The organism is Pseudomonas sp. YY-1, assembly GCF_002843095.1.
Classification (GTDB): Bacteria; Pseudomonadota; Gammaproteobacteria; order Pseudomonadales; family Pseudomonadaceae; genus Aquipseudomonas; species Aquipseudomonas sediminis_A.
This window is the reverse complement of record NZ_PJLX01000004.1, coordinates 331,907-346,711: the sequence shown is the minus strand read 5'-3', so window position 1 is coordinate 346,711 and position 14,805 is coordinate 331,907. Positions and strand designations below refer to the sequence as shown.

The 14,805-nt window shown below is 61.3% G+C and carries 10 protein-coding genes and 1 pseudogene; 1 reads left to right on the top strand and 10 read right to left on the bottom strand.

Annotation, left to right across the window (positions count from 1 at the left end):
• Nucleotides 1-209: 209 nt before the first annotated feature.
• The 10 genes from arcA to phbB all read right to left on the bottom strand — a co-directional run bounded on the left by arcA (nucleotide 210) and on the right by phbB (nucleotide 13,570).
• Nucleotides 210-1,457 (bottom strand): arginine deiminase, encoded by a 1,248-nt coding sequence (arcA, locus tag CXP40_RS08480; RefSeq protein ID WP_106733391.1) that lies wholly within the window; start codon nucleotides 1,455-1,457, stop codon nucleotides 210-212.
• Nucleotides 1,458-1,508: 51 nt separating this feature from the next.
• A complete protein-coding gene (gene arcD / locus CXP40_RS08475) occupies nucleotides 1,509-2,936 on the bottom strand; it encodes an arginine-ornithine antiporter (protein WP_011911900.1) in 1,428 nt (475 codons plus the stop codon).
• A gap of 141 nt (nucleotides 2,937-3,077) precedes the next feature.
• Nucleotides 3,078-3,293: a YgdI/YgdR family lipoprotein gene (locus CXP40_RS08470; RefSeq protein WP_010563423.1), complete on the bottom strand. Its 216-nt coding sequence runs from the start codon at nucleotides 3,291-3,293 to the stop codon at nucleotides 3,078-3,080.
• Entirely contained in the window at nucleotides 3,290-4,741 is a 1,452-nt protein-coding gene (locus CXP40_RS08465) for a TolC family outer membrane protein (protein WP_038664460.1), read from the bottom strand. Before CXP40_RS08465 ends, CXP40_RS08470 begins: the two co-directional genes overlap by 4 nt.
• Nucleotides 4,742-4,806: 65 nt before the next feature.
• Complete coding sequence (locus CXP40_RS08460; protein WP_038664457.1) at nucleotides 4,807-5,922, bottom strand: ABC transporter permease; 1,116 nt, start codon at nucleotides 5,920-5,922, stop codon at nucleotides 4,807-4,809.
• Between the two features lies 1 nt (nucleotide 5,923).
• Nucleotides 5,924-8,662, bottom strand: coding sequence for a ribosome-associated ATPase/putative transporter RbbA (gene rbbA / locus CXP40_RS08455; RefSeq protein ID WP_106733390.1), 2,739 nt, complete (start codon nucleotides 8,660-8,662; stop codon nucleotides 5,924-5,926).
• Nucleotides 8,659-9,732: an HlyD family secretion protein gene (locus CXP40_RS08450; RefSeq protein ID WP_003464255.1), complete on the bottom strand. Its 1,074-nt coding sequence runs from the start codon at nucleotides 9,730-9,732 to the stop codon at nucleotides 8,659-8,661. The genes rbbA and CXP40_RS08450 overlap by 4 nt, the downstream gene beginning before the upstream one ends.
• 26 nt (nucleotides 9,733-9,758) lie before the next feature.
• Nucleotides 9,759-11,459: a class I poly(R)-hydroxyalkanoic acid synthase gene (gene phaC / locus CXP40_RS08445; RefSeq protein WP_011911904.1), complete on the bottom strand. Its 1,701-nt coding sequence runs from the start codon at nucleotides 11,457-11,459 to the stop codon at nucleotides 9,759-9,761.
• Between the two features lie 140 nt (nucleotides 11,460-11,599).
• On the bottom strand, nucleotides 11,600-12,778 hold the full coding sequence (locus CXP40_RS08440) for an acetyl-CoA C-acetyltransferase (RefSeq protein ID WP_003464250.1): 1,179 nt from the start codon (nucleotides 12,776-12,778) through the stop codon (nucleotides 11,600-11,602).
• Between the two features lie 36 nt (nucleotides 12,779-12,814).
• Nucleotides 12,815-13,570, bottom strand: coding sequence for an acetoacetyl-CoA reductase (gene phbB, locus CXP40_RS08435; protein WP_011911905.1), 756 nt, complete (start codon nucleotides 13,568-13,570; stop codon nucleotides 12,815-12,817).
• 241 nt (nucleotides 13,571-13,811) lie between these two features.
• Here phbB and CXP40_RS08430 point away from each other — a divergent pair.
• Nucleotides 13,812-14,792 (top strand): annotated as a pseudogene (locus CXP40_RS08430) (AraC family transcriptional regulator); the annotation flags it as partial.
• Nucleotides 14,793-14,805: the final 13 nt, after the last annotated feature.

Sequence of the window (14,805 nt, the reverse complement as noted above, 5' to 3'; positions counted from 1 at the left end):
CGGGTGCTGTGGTGCATCAGGCTGAGCAGGTTGCGGTTGTGCATGTTGAAAGCCATGAGATTTCGCTCCGTTGGCAAGGGCAACTGTAGGGCGGACATGCTGCAGGCTTGTCCGCCTTCTTGCTGGCAAAGGTGGACAAGGCTGCGCCATGTCCACCCTACGAATATGTGTCCGTCAGTAATCGATTGGGTCGCGGATGATCGGACAGGTCATGCAGNTGGGTCGCGGATGATCGGACAGGTCATGCAGTGGCCGCCGCCACGGCCGCGTCCCAGTTCGCTGGCGCTGATGGTGGTGACCTCGACGCCGGCCTTGCGCAGCAGGGTGTTGGTGTAGGTGTTGCGGTCGTAGCCGATGACCACGCCGGGTTCCAGGCAGACCACGTTGTTGCCGTCGTCCCACTGCTCGCGTTCGGCCTCGTAGGCGTCGCCGCCGGTTTCCACCACGCGCAGTTTCTTCAGGTTGAGCGACTCGGCGACCACGTCGAGGAAGCTGCGCTCGTCGCGGCGCAGGTCGATACCGCCAGGCTTGCTTTCATCCGGGCGCAGCACGAAGGGCACGATGGAGTTGGCCACTTCCGGGAAGATGGTCACTAGGTCGCGGTCGCAGAAGCTGAACACGGTGTCCAGGTGCATGGCCGAGCGCGATTTGCCCAGGCCGGCGACTATCACCTTGTCGGCGGCGCCTTTGGCGAACAGGGTACGCGCCACCTGGCCGATGGCCTGGTGCGAGCTGCGCTCACCCATGCCGATCAGCACGGTACCGTTGCCGATTGGCATCACGTCGCCGCCTTCGAGGGTGGCCGAGCCGTGATCCTGATCCGGGTCGCCATACCAGACCTCGAACTCTTCATTGATGAAGTCCGGGTGGAATTTGTAGATGGCACTGGCGAGCAGGGTTTCCTGGCGGCGCGCCGGCCAGTACATCGGGTTGAGGGTTACGCCGCCGTAGATCCAGCAGGTGGTGTCGCGGGTGAACTGGGTGTTGGGCAGCGGCGGGAAGATGAAGCTGGACTCGCCCAGATAGGCGTTGAACATCTTCGCTGCTTCCGAATCTTTGTATTTCTGCAGGTCTGCGCCGGACACGCCGCCGATCAGGAATTCGGCGATGCGCCGTGGCTCCAGGCTTTCGATAAACGAACGAACTTCGTTCTGCAGACCGAGGCCGACGCTGTTGGGGGTGATCTTGCGCTCGAGAATCCACTGCAGCGCTTGCGGGTTGCGCACGGTCTCTTCGAGCAGGTTGTGCATCTCCACGACCTCTATACCGCGTTCACGCATCTTGGTCATGAAATCGAAATGGTCGCGCTTGGCCTGCGATACCCAGATCACGTCGTCGAACAGCAGTTCGTCGCAGTTGGCGGGGGTCAGGCGCAGGTGCGCAAGGCCGGGCGAGCAGACCATCACCTTGTGCAGCTTGCCGGCTTCGGAATGAACGCCTAGGGCTTTCTTGGACATGTCAAACTCCTTCTCGTGGAACGTGGCCCCGGAAGGTCCGGGGCGGCACTTTTACAAACTCAGGAAACCGTCATACAGGCCGAATGCGGCAATGCCGGCGCCGATCAGTACGGCGATGAAGATCAGCTTCTCGACGCCCGTGAACACCGGTTGGCCCAGCTCGCGCTTGGCCTTGGCGAACAGGATTGCGCCAGGGGCATAGAGCAGCGCGGAGAGCAGCAGGTACTGCACGCCGGCGGCGTACACCAGCCACACCGCATACAGCGTGGAGATCAGCGCGATCAGCAGATCCTTGTTGCGTTCGCCGGCGGCGTTTTCGTAGGTCTCGCCGCGCAAGGCCAGCAGCACGGCGTAGGCACTCGACCAGAAGTACGGCACCAGAATCATCGAGGTGGCCAGATACAGCAGGCTGAGGTAGGTGGACTCGCTGAACAGGGTGATGATCAGAAACAGCTGGATCAGCCCGTTGGACAGCCACAGCGCGTTAGCCGGGACCTGGTTGGCGTTCTCCTTGCGCAGGAACTCCGGCATGGTGTGGTCACTGGCGCTGGCGAAGAGAATCTCGGCGCACAGTAGTGTCCACGACAGCAGCGCCCCGGCCAGCGAGATGATCAGGCCGATGGAGATCAGTTGCGCCCCCCAGGGGCCGACTACCTGTTCCAGCACGGCAGCCATCGACGGGTTTTTCAGTCCGGCCAGTTCGGCCTGGGCGAGGATGCCCTGACTGAGGATGTTGACCAGCACTAATAGCAGGAGCACGCCGATGAAGCCGATGACGGTGGCCTTGCCGACATCGCTGCGTTTCTCGGCGCGGGCGGAGAAGATGCTCGCACCCTCGATACCGATGAACACCCAGACGGTGACCAGCATCATGTTGCGCACCTGATCCATCACGCTGCCGAGCTCGGTGTTGCCGCTGCCCCAGAAGTCCGAGGTGAACACGTCCATCTTGAAGGCGACGGCGGCGATGACGATGAACAGCGCCAGCGGCAGCATCTTGGCGATGGTGGTGATGGTATTAATGAAGGCCGCTTCCCTGATCCCGCGCAGCACCAGAAAGTGCAGCAGCCAGAGCACGATAGAGGCGCAGATGATCGCCGGCAGGGTGTTGCCCTCGCCGAATACCGGAAAGAAGTAGCCGAGGGTGGAGAACAGCAACACCATGTAGCTGACGTTGCCGATCCAGGCGCTGATCCAGTAACCCCAAGCCGAGGAGAAACCCATGTAGTCGCCGAAGCCGGCCTTAGCGTAGGCATACACCCCGCCATTGAGGTCGGGTTTGCGGTTGGCCAGGGTCTGGAAGACGAAAGCCAGGGTGAGCATGCCGACACCGGTGATCAGCCAGCCAATAAGGGTGGCGCCGGCACTGGCACTGGCGGCGATATTCTGCGGCAGGGAGAAGATCCCGCCGCCAACCATTGAACCAACAACCAGAGCGATCAACGCGCCGAGGCGCAGTTTTTGAGTCGAGTCAGACATAGCGAGACCTCCTTGGTCTAGTAATAACTACCGGGCAGACTCTTTCGGAGTTTTCCTAATGTTTAACAAGTTCAATGCAGTCGTGATAAATGGGGTTAGAAAGTTTGAAGGTGGTATCACGAAACCGCTGTCATTGCTGAATCAGAGCGTCCTGATGGTATTCACCTGATCTTTATTTATACGTTGGGGTTTCCCGTCAGGTTGCTTAAATTCGTAGAAACCACTTTTTGCATCGTATTTGGGTTCGTCTAGTGTCTGGATTTCCTGACCGCTGTTGAGCACGATCAGCGAGGGGGTAGAACAGCCAGCAAGCAGGCTGAGAGTCAGAGCGGAAAGTACAAGGCAGATTTTTTTCATGATGATGCTCCTAAGTTGTCGTCAGTAAAGTTGGCTTCTAATGTTTCTTCCGGTAGGAAGTCTTTGTCCGGGTTGTAGTCAGGCTTGAGGAAGCTGTCCAGCGCTTCCAGGTCAGCCGGACTGAGGGTGCCGGCGGCCTGCTTCAGGCGCAGGTTGTTGAGGATGTAGTCATAGCGCGCGTCGTTGTAGTTGCGCACCGCGCTGTACAGCTGACGCTGGGCATCGAGCACATCGACGATGTTGCGGGTGCCGACCTGGTAGCCGATCTCGGTGGCTTCCAGGGCGCTCTGGTTGGAGATGATCGACTGGCGGCGCGCCTGCACGGTCTCCACGTCGGTATTCACCGCACGGAACAGGTTACGGGTGTTCTGCACCACCTGGCGGCGCAAGCTTTCGCGCAACTGCTCGGTCTGCCCCAGGCGCTGATAGGCCTCACGCACCTGCGAGCTGGTCAGGCCGCCGCTGTACAGCGGGATATTCAGTTGCAGGCCGATGGAGCGCTGCGAAACATCGCCACCGTATGTAGTGGGTGACGCAGCAGAGTTGGTAAAGCCCAGGCTGTCATTGTCGCCCTTCTGATAGCTGGCCACGGCATCCAGGGTCGGCGCATGGCCGGCCTTGCGCTGGCGCAGGTTTTCCTCGGCAGCATCGACCGCGAAGAAGCTGGCCTGCAGATTGAGGTTCTGCGCAGCGGCGGTATCGACCCAGGTTTTGGCGTCGTTCGGTGTCGGCGCCAATACCGGCAAGGTATGCACGATACCTTCGACTGCCGTGTAGCTGCGATTGGTCAGCGCCACCAGGGCCTCGAAGGCATCATCCACGGCGCGCTCGGCGAGAATGCGGTTGGCTCGGGCAGTGTCGAAACCGGCCTGCGCTTCGAGCACGTCGGTCTTGTCGGAAAGGCCAACATCGAAGCGCTCGTTGGCCTGATCCAGCTGGCGCTTGAACGCCGCCTCTTCGGCACGGGTCGAGGCCAGGGTGTCCTGGGCGCGCAACACGGCAAAGTAGGTCTCGGCGCTCTGCAGAATCAAGCTCTGCTCGGTCGCTGACAGCTCCAGCGCCGCCTGCTCACTGGTCGCCTCGGCCGCCTGCAGCTGGAACCATCGATCGGCACGGAACAGTGGCTGGCTCAGGTTGGCCTGATACACCAGACCGCTGCGCGACAGGGTGTTACTCGGCGAATCGAGCTCGGTGCGGGTATCGCCATAATTGGCCCCCGCCGACAGGTTGGGCAGCAGCCCGGCACGCGCCTGCGGCACCACTTCGCGACGCGCCTGGTAGTCGGCGCGAGCGGCAGCGATATCGGCGTTGTTCTTCGCTGCTTGTTTGTACACGGTGACCAGGTCGGTTTTGGCCGGGGTGGGTAGGGAGGTTGCCCAGCCCTGTGCTGGGATGCCCAGGCAGATGGCTGTCACCAGGGCCAACCTAGCGGTTGTGGTTATCTCCACGTATTAGTTTCCTTATTTGGTCTGTCTTGCATGTCTATTCGAATGGCACCGTGTGGATGGCCTTCTCAATGCAGGGATTTGCGCAGCCGCGACAAGGCACCGATGAAAAACACGCTACCGATGGCGCCTAGGGCAAGCATTTGCGGCCAGACGACAGCCGGGCCGGCGCCACGGAAGAGAATGGCTTGGGCTAGCTCGACGAAGTGCGTGGTGGGTGCCGCCAGCATGACGTTCTGTACGACTTCCGGCATGCTTTCGCGCGGGGTCATGCCGCCGGAGAGAATCTGCAGAGGCATCAGCACGAGAATGATCAGCAGGCCCAGCTGTGGCATCGAGCGGGCCAGGGTGCCGAAGAAGATGCCCATCGAGGTGGTGGCGAACAGGTGCAGGGCGACACCGCCGAGGAACAACAGCACGGAGCCGGGAATGGGGACGGCCAGCCAGCCCTCGATGATGATGCGCATGGACAGGGCGGTGGCGGCCAGCACCACTAGGCCCATCGACCAGACCTTGGCCGACATGATCTCGAACGGCGTGACGGGCATCACCAGCAGGTGCTCGATGGTGCCGTGTTCGCGTTCGCGGATCAGTGCGGCGCCGGTGAGGATGATCGACAGCATGGTGATCTGGCTGACGATTGCGTTGACGGAGCCGAACCAGGATTGCACCAGGTTGGGGTTGTACTGCATGCGTACCACCGCTTCGACGGGTACCGCGTTGGCGCCACGAAAGCGCCTGAGGAACTCGCCGACCTCGTCATTAATGATCTGCTGGATATGTCCAGCCCCCGTGAACGCTTGGCTGACTTGTGTGGCATCGACATTGAGCTGGATGGTTGGCTGGCGTCCGGCTAGCAGATCTTGCTGGAACTGCGGCGGGATGTTCAGGGTGAAGGTATAGCGCCCGGCGTCCATGCCGCTGTCCATGGTTTCCAGGTCGATGGCCGCGGGCTTGATGAAGTAGGGCAACTGGAAGCCGCCGACGATGCGCGTCGACAGTTGCGAGCGATCCTCGTCGAGCACGCCAATGCTGGCCCGGTGCGGCGACTCCGGCACACTGTTGGCTTGGGAGTAAATGCTCAGGGTGAAGGCGTAGAGGATCAGCAGCAACAGGGCCGGGTCGCGATACAGGCTGCGCAGTTCCTTGATGCCCAACTGCAGGATGTTGTTCAGTTTGCGCATCTTATTTCTCCTGCTTCTTCAGGCCGGCGACGCTGAGCAGGGTCAGTGTGGGGATGGTGATCAGCAAGGGAATGAAGTAGGGGTAGAGTTCGGCCAGGCCCAGCGCCTTGGAGAACACGCCACGGCTGATGATCAGGAAATGGCTGGTCGGGTAGAGGTTGCCGATCAAGGCGCTGGCGCCTTCCAAGGCCGATACCGGGTGGATCAGACCGGAGAATTGCGTAGCCGGCACCACGGTGGCGATGGCGGTGCCGAAGATCGCGGCGATCTGGCTATTGAGCACCGAGGAGATCAGCAGGCCGAGGCTGGTGGCGCAGGTCACGTAGAGCAGTGCGCCGAGTGTCAGGGTCAGCATGCTGCCCTTGACCGGCACATCGAAGAAGCAGACCGAGAAGGCCACCAGCATGAAGAAGTTGGCCATGCCCAGGGCGATATAGGGCAACTGCTTGCCGATCAGGAACTCCAGGCGGGTCACCGGCGTGACGTAGAAGTTGGTGATCGAGCCCAGCTCCTTTTCCCGCACCACGCCCAGGGCGGTGAGCATCGCCGGAATCATCATCAACAGGATCGGGATCACCGCCGGCACCATGGCTTGCAGGCTTTGCACATCGGGGTTGTAGCGGTAGCGCAGGGCGATGTCGAACTGGCTGCGGGCCGCATTCCCGGGAGCCGTCGCGGCAAGCTGCTGCAGGTAGCCCTGGTGGATGCCCTGTACGTAGCCCTTGACCGTATTGGCGCGGGTCGGCATGGCGCCGTCGACCCAGAATCCCAGCTGTGGTACGTCACCGCGCTTGAGCTCGCGACCGAAGCCTGGCGGAATCTCCACGGCCAGGCTGATATCGCCCTGGCGCATGCGCCGTTCGAGTTCGTCGTAGTCGCGCAGTGGCGGTTTTTCCTGGAAATAGCGCGAGCCGGTAAGGGTCTCGGCATAGGCGGCGCTGGTGGTGGTCTGGTCGCGATCGAGTACCGCGTAGCTCAGATCCTCGACATCCAGGTTGATGCCGTAGCCCATGATGAACATCAGCAGAACCGTACCGATCAAGGCCAGGGTGGCGCGAACAGGATCGCGGCGCAGTTCCATGGCTTCGCGCTGGGCGTAGCTGTACAGGCGCCGAGGGCTGAAACATGATTTTGCCGCGCTGGCATGGACGAATTCCGCCTCCTCTGGTGCCTGCTGCGGGGCGTCCGCCGGTGTGTCGTCAGCGGCATCGCGCAGGTAGGCGATGAAGGTTTCTTCCAAGGTGGACAGGCCGCGCTTGGCCATCAGCGCCTGCGGCGTGTCACTGTCCAACACGCGGCCGGCGTGCATCATCGACATGCGGTCGCAGCGCAGCGCCTCGTTCATGAAATGGGTGGAAATGAAGATGGTCACGCCATCCTTGCGCGACAGGTCGATCAACAGCTCCCAGAAGCCGTCGCGGGCTACCGGGTCGACGCCGGAAGTCGGCTCGTCGAGGATCAGGATCTCCGGCTGGTGAATCACCGCCACCGCCAGCGACAGGCGCTGGCGCACCCCCAGGGGCAGATCCTCCGGCAACTGCTCGGCGACTCCCTGAAGATCGAACCTGTCGAGCATTTCCTGAATGCGCGCGGGACGCCGTTGCGGCGGGATTTCGAACAGCCGGGCATGCAGGTCGAGGTTCTGCAGCACACTCAACTCGCTGTACAGCGAGAACGCCTGGGACATGTAGCCGACCCGGCGGCGGGTGTCGATGTTCCTTGGGTCGACCGGTTTGCCGAACAGGAAGGCTTCGCCTTCGCTGGCCGGCTGCAGCCCGGTGAGCATCTTCATGGTGGTCGACTTGCCGCAGCCGTTGGAGCCGAGGAAGCCGAAGATTTCCCCGCGCTCGATGCGGAAATCTACATGATCGACGGCGACGAAATCACCAAAGCGGCAGGTCAGGCCGTGCGCCTCGATGGCCACCGCATTCTCGCCGCTGGCCGCCGGGCGCGGTGGAATCACTAGGGTATGGTGGCCGCTGCGCTTGGCTTCGGGCAACAGGGCGATGAAGGCTTCTTCCAGATTGTCGGTGCCGGTGCGTTCGAGCAGTTCGCCAGGGGTTCCGATATCCAGCACCTTGCCGTCGTCCATGGCCACCAGCCAGTCGAAACGCTGGGCTTCGTCCATGTAGGCGGTGGCGACCAGCACGCTCATGCCGGGGCGGCGCTTGCGAATGCGCTCGATCAATTCCCAGAACTGGTTGCGCGCCAGCGGGTCGACGCCGGTGGTGGGTTCGTCGAGGATCAACAGATCCGGATCGTGGATCAGCGCACAGCACAAGCCGAGCTTCTGTTTCATGCCGCCGGACAGCTTGCCCGCCGGGCGTTCGACAAACGGCGCCAGGCCGGTGCTTTGCGTCAGGTCGGCAATCCGCGCCCTGCGCTCCTGCTCATCCTGGCCGAACAGGCGGCCGAAGAAGTCGAGGTTCTCGAACACGGTCAGGGTCGGGTAGAGATTCTTGCCCAGGCCCTGGGGCATGTAGGCGATGCGCGGGCAGACGTCGCGGCGGTGGCCGGCATCGGCCATGTCGCCGTCGAGCACCCGTATCGTGCCGTCCTGCATCCTACGCGCCCCGGCGATCAGGGCCAGCAGGCTGGACTTGCCCACGCCATCTGGGCCGATCAGGCCGACCATGCGGTTGGCGGGGATGTCGAGGGTGACCGCGTCCACCGCGCAGGTTTTGTTGTAGCGCAGGCTGACCTCGATCAGTTGCACCACGCTGGGGTCGTTCGCTGTCATGGTGTGATTCGCACGTGCAGGCTTTCGGGCCACTCGGCGGCGGCGTCAAGTTTCAGGTAGGCCATGCCGGGAACCCCGGTCTTGACCTGTTCGAGGTGTTTTTGCAGCAGTTCTGGATCGATTCGGGCCTTGACCCGGAACATCAGTTTTTCCCGTTCGTTGGCGGTTTCCACTGTCTTGGGGGTGAACTGTGCGACGCTGGCGACGAAGGTCACCTTGGCTGGAATTACATATTGCGGTGCGGCATCCAGGATCAGTCGCACGTCCGCGCCCAGGGCGACTCGACCAGCCTGTTGCGCCGGCAGGAAGACGTTCATGTACACGTCGTTGAGGTCGACCAGATTGAGTACCTTGCCGCCGGCACCCAAGACTTCACCTGGCTGGCTGACGCGATACTGCACACGGCCACTTCGGGGCGCCTTTAGCCGGCTGTCCTCGATATCCGCTTGCAGCCGCTCGACGCTGGCCTGGGCTGCCTCCACGCTGGATTCGGCCTCGATCACCTGCGATTGCGCAGCATCTATGGCGGCCTGGCTCGACAGAACCTGGGAACGGGCGGCGCTGAGTGCGGCCTGGCTGCTTTGCAGGGCGGCCAGGTCATCGTCGAGTTTCTGCTGGGGCAAGGCATTGCGTCTGACCAGGGTCTCGGTACGGGCGTAGCGCTTCTGCGCCGCAGTCAGCTCGGCCTGACGCTGGTGCACAACGGCTTCGGCGGTGGCTTTCTCGCTGATGCGCAGGGAAACTTGGGAATGGGCCGTGCGGGTGGCGTTCTGCGCCTGGCGAACCTGGGCCTGGGCCTGGCTCAACTGGGCGGTGAGCACCTGGATGTCCATTTGCGCGAGTACTTGTCCGGCGGCGACGAAATCGCCTTCGTCGACGTCGATCTGCAGCAGACGGCCAGCTAGTTTCGTGGCGACGTCCACTTCGGTTGCCTCGATCCGGCCATTGGCGCTGGCGAAACCGGAACCCAGGCCGCTCGGGCGCAGTTCCAGCCAGACCAGTGCGGCCACGGCGGCCAGGGCGACGGCGGAGGCCGTGTGGATCAGGGTTTTCTTCTGTTGTGGCTTCATCGAGGGTTTTCCTAAACTTCGGGCGGTCATTGCTTCACGTAGCGCCCAGGCGCTTGTTCTAGGGGAGGGTATTCGGCATTGCCCATCCGCGTGATGGCGGGCCGGAGCTCGCCGGCATGCCCGGCCAGCCAGGCGAACCAATCGACCCACCAACTACCTGCGTGTTGTTGAGCGCTTTGTAGCCAGTCGTCAGCAATCGGCGTGATGTGCTCGTTTACCCAGTAATGGCGTTTGTTGCTTGCTGGTGGGTTAATCACTCCGGCGATGTGGCCAGAAGATCCGAGGACGAAGCGTTTCGATCCCCCAAGAAGAGCCGTGCTGGCATAGGCACTGCGCCATGGGACTATGTGGTCATCGTGGGTTCCGAGGAGGTAGGCTGGCGCCTCTATGGAGCGCAGATCCAGCTTGACCCCGCACAGCTCCAGCTCGCCCGACTTGAGGTCGTTCTGCAGGTAGGTGTGGCGCAGATACCAGCAGTACATGGGGCCAGGTAGGTTGGTACTGTCGTTGTTCCAGAACAGCAGATCTAGGGCGCGTGGTTTCTGTCCCTTGAGGTACTTGTCGACGTTGTAGTTCCACCACAGCTCGTTGGGCCGCAGCAGGGAGAAGGTGTTGCCCATATCCTCTCCGCGGAACAGGCCACATTTACCACCATGGCCACCGATGGTGCGCTCGCGGTAGGCCACCAGTTGCTCATCGACAAAGACACTGATCGGCCCGGTATCAAGGTAGTCGAGGAAGGTGGCGAACAGGCTCAGACTGGCAATGTCGTGGTCGCCCCTCGCAGCCAGCACTGCCAACGCGCAGCTCAGCAGGGTGCCGCCGATGCAGAAGCCCAGGCAGTTCAGATGACGCTCGCCACTGATGACCCGGGTAGTGCGTAGGGCGCTGATCACTCCGTCCTGGATGATCTGCTCCCAGGTGATGTCAGCCTGTTTCTGGGTGAAGTTGCGCCAGGACATCAGGAATACCGGGTGACCCTGTTCCAGCAGATGGCGAACCAGAGAATTTTCCGGGCTGAGGTCGAGGATGTAGTACTTGTTGATGGCCGGCGGGACGATAAATATTGGCCTCTGGTACTGTGTATCGGTGAGCGGCAGGTATTGGATCAACTGGAACAGCGGAGTTTCCAGCACCACCTCACCGGGAGTGACGGCGAGATTCACGCCAACTTCGAAGTCGCCTCGGTCGCATTGACGCAACTTGCCTTCTTGTAGGTCTCCGGCCAGATGCAATAGACCACTGAGCAGGCTGGCCCCCTGGGTTTCCACCAGGCATTTCAGGGCATCGGGATTGCTCAGCAGGAAGTTGCTCGGGGCGCTTGCGGCGATTGCCTGCTCGATCAGGTAGCGCAGACGCTGACGTGGCTTCTCTTCTTTGATGGTGAGCAGCTCCAGCAATTTCAGCAGAAATCCGGAATTCAGCAGGTAGAAGGCGGCCATGGAACCGAACAACGGTTCACTCCAGTTGCCACTAGCGAAACGCCGGTCGTCGAAGTCGAACGGTTGACGGGCCAGCAGTTGCTGGCCAAGCGCTGTCCATTGTTGCTGGTAGTCAACCTGCAATTGTTCCAACGCTTCGGGGGAGACATTGAACCACTGGCTTTGGTCATGCCCGTTGAACCAAGAGTTTTGCGCTACGTACAGGCGCAGTTGCTGTAGGGCGAAGCTGGTGATGAAAGGCGCCTGTCCTGACCAGTAGTGAGCGAAAGAATGTGAATTGTTCATGTTCATGGTTTGTCCAAGAAAATGAAAAAAGGCCGCGCCCGGCAAAGGGCACGGTGCGATCATTTCGGGGAATACCCTCACCGCCATCCAGGCGGTGAGGGTGCAGGGGAGCTCGCCCGATAGATCCGCGAAATCGTTAGTCAGCGTTCAATGGCCAGCGCCACGCCCTGGCCGCCGCCGATGCACAGCGTCGCCAGGCCTTTCTTGGCATCGCGGCGGATCATCTCGTGCAGCAGGCTGACCAGCACGCGGCAGCCGGAGGCGCCGATCGGGTGGCCAAGGGCGATGGCGCCGCCGTTGACGTTGACCTTGGCGGCATCCCAGCCCAGCTCCTGACCAACGGCCAGTGCCTGGACGGCGAAGGCTTCGTTGGCTTCGATCAGGTCTAGCTCGTTCAGGCTCCAGCCGGCTTTGTCCAGGCAGTGGCGGCTGGCCGAGACCGGGGCGATACCCATGATCGCCGGATCGACGCCTGCGTTGGCATAGGCGCTGATTTTCGCCAGCACCGACAGGCCCAGCGCTTTGGCCTTGGCTGCGCTCATCAGCAGCACGGCGGCGGCGCCATCGTTGAGGCTGGAGGCATTGCCGGCGGTAACGCTGCCGTCCTTCTTGAACGCCGGCTTGAGTTTGGCCAGCGACTCGGCGGTGGTGCCGGCACGCGGCTGCTCGTCACGGGCGAAGGCGATTGGATCGCCCTTGCGCTGCGGGATCAGCACCGGGGTTATCTCGGCGTCGAAACGACCAGCTTCGATGGCGGCCACGGCCTTCTGCTGCGAGGCGGCGGCAAAGGCGTCCTGGGCTTCACGGCTGATGCCGTACTTGTCCACCAGGTTCTCGGCGGTGATGCCCATGTGGTAATCGTTGAAGGCATCCCACAGGCCATCGACGATCATGCTGTCGAGCATCTGCGCATGGCCCATGCGCAGGCCGGTGCGGGCTTTGGGCAGCACGTAGGGCGACAGGCTCATGTTCTCCATGCCGCCGGCAATGATCACCTCGGCATCGCCGCAACGGATAGCCTGGGCAGCCAGGTGCAGGGCCTTGAGGCCCGAGCCGCAGACCTTGTTCAGGGTCATCGCAGGAACGACGTGGGGCAGGCCGGCGCGAATCACAGCCTGGCGTGCGGGGTTCTGTCCGGACGCGGCAGTGAGCACCTGGCCGAGGATCACTTCATCGACCTGGGCAGCATCGAGGCCGGTCTGCTCGAGCAGGCGCCGGATGACGATGGCGCCGAGTTCCGGTGCCGGAATCTCGGCCAGGCTGCCTTGGAAGCTACCGATGGCGGTGCGGGTTGCAGCGACGATAACGACGTCGATCATCTGGAATGCCTCATGTTATGACTAGTCGATTGCGCATCACTGCATATTCATGCCGCCGTTCACCGAGAAGTCGGCGCCGGTGGCATAGGCGGATTGATCAGAGGCTAGCCAGGCTACGATCGAGGCAATTTCCTCAGGCTGGCCGAGGCGACCGACGGGGATTCCGGCAATCATGCCTTCAAGGATGTCTGGGCGAATTGCCGCAGTCATATCTGTCTTGATATAGCCAGGGGAAACCGTATTGACGGTCACGCCCTTGCCACTCACTTCTCGGGCCAAAGCCATGCTGAAACCATGGATACCGGCTTTGGCTGCAGAGTAGTTGGTCTGGCCGAACTGACCCCGCTGTCCATTGATCGAGGATATGTTGATGACACGCCCCCAGCCCTTGGTCAGCATGCTCTCGATGACCTGACGGGTTGTGTTGAACAGGCCGGTGAGGTTGGTATCGATCACTGCTTTCCAGTTTTCGGGAGGCATCTTGCGTAGCGTACCGTCTCGGGTGATCCCCGCATTGTTGACCAGTACATCAATCGGGCCGACATTTTCGCGCACCATCTCAAAAGCCTGGCGGGTGCTGTCCCAGTCGGTGATGTCGCAGTCGATGCAGTGGAAGTGGAAGCCAGCCTCTAATTGCTTCGCCATCCAAGAGGCTTTGCGGCTTGAGTAGGGGCCGCAACTCACCACTACGGTGAAACCATCCTGGTGCAGGCGCTGGCTGATCGCTGTGCCGATGCCGCCCATGCCGCCGGTGACCAGTGCTATACGTGTCGAATTACTCGAAGTAGCCACTGACCATGCCTCCTTAATCGAAGCCTTGATATTTTGGTCAAGCTTCCGGTGCTTCACGGGCAGGAACAATGTTTCTGGGTGACGCTGGGTTGTCCTTGCGCGCCAATTCTGTCGCGTTTTGACAGTGGTTCGGCCTGGTCTTGATCTGGATCAGGAAGAATGCCTTGCGGGCCTCTAATATGCGTATTTCACGGCGATCAATCGTTTGCCTTTCGGCTGGGAACGGGCGCAGAGGGATGCTATGTACAGGATCAGTTCCAGTTACGTCGGGATGCTGGTGGCTATGCTGCAGGCGGAGGGACTGGATGCGGTGCGTTTGTGTCGTGAGGCAGGAATCGATATGTGTTTGCTGGCACAGGAGGATGCGTTCTTCACGCGCGCTAGCGCCTATCGACTGATGGCGCTGGCCGAGTTGGATTCGGACAATCCGAATCTCGGCCTCAAGGCTGCCGTGCATTTCAAACCTGGCAGTTTCCAGTTGGTGGGCTACGTGATGATGTCCAGTGCCAACCTGAAACAGGCTCTGGAGCATTTTGTGCGTTTTCACTTGCTACTTGGCAATGGTGTCACTCTCGCACTGTCTCCTGAGCAAGGCGGGCGTCTGCGTTTGACATGTTTGGAGCATCCTGAAGAGGGCTGTCCCAGAAATCGAGCGTTTGAGGATGCCGGTGCCGCAGCCCTGTTGGGTTTTTGCCGTTGGCTGATGGGGGGAGGGCTGCCGCAACCGCTGCAATTCGATTTTGTCCATGACGAGCCGGGTAATCTCCCTGAATATCAGCAGTTATTCGGGTGTTCGTTACGTTTCGGTGCCCAGCACACTAGTGTCCTGTTCGACCAGCAAGAATTGTTGCGCCCGTTGAGCACGGCCAATGAGGCGCTTGCGTTGTTACATAAGCGCTTCGCCGAGTTTCGTCTGGGGCAGTTGGGTGGTGTCTCCTTGGGGGGGCGCGTGCGTGGCCTGATAATCGAGCGCCTGGGTCAGGAAGGATGCGACATGGAGTCGATCGGACTGGCTCTTTGCATGAGCAAGCGTACCCTGCAGCGAGGCCTGGAAAAGGAAGGGCTGAAGTTCAAGGACATTCTCGGTGATGTTCGCCGGCAGTCGGCCGATTATTACCTGTGCCGCAGCTCATACAGTCTGACCCAGGTGGCCGAGTACCTGGGGTTCCACGATCAGAGCAGTTTCCACAAGGCCTGCCTGCGCTGGTTCGGGAGGTCTCCGGGTCGATACCGGC

Excerpts from the sequence above, each read along its gene's own strand:
- arcD (WP_011911900.1), bottom strand. The coding sequence starts at position 2,936 with ATGTCTGACTCGACTCAAAAACTGCGCCTCGGCGCGTTGATCGCTCTG.
- CXP40_RS08470 (WP_010563423.1), bottom strand. The coding sequence starts at position 3,293 with ATGAAAAAAATCTGCCTTGTACTTTCCGCTCTGACTCTCAGCCTGCTT.
- CXP40_RS08460 (WP_038664457.1), bottom strand. The coding sequence starts at position 5,922 with ATGCGCAAACTGAACAACATCCTGCAGTTGGGCATCAAGGAACTGCGC.
- rbbA (WP_106733390.1), bottom strand. The coding sequence starts at position 8,662 with ATGACAGCGAACGACCCCAGCGTGGTGCAACTGATCGAGGTCAGCCTG.
- CXP40_RS08450 (WP_003464255.1), bottom strand. The coding sequence starts at position 9,732 with ATGAAGCCACAACAGAAGAAAACCCTGATCCACACGGCCTCCGCCGTC.
- phaC (WP_011911904.1), bottom strand. The coding sequence starts at position 11,459 with ATGAACAATTCACATTCTTTCGCTCACTACTGGTCAGGACAGGCGCCT.
- CXP40_RS08440 (WP_003464250.1), bottom strand. The coding sequence starts at position 12,778 with ATGATCGACGTCGTTATCGTCGCTGCAACCCGCACCGCCATCGGTAGC.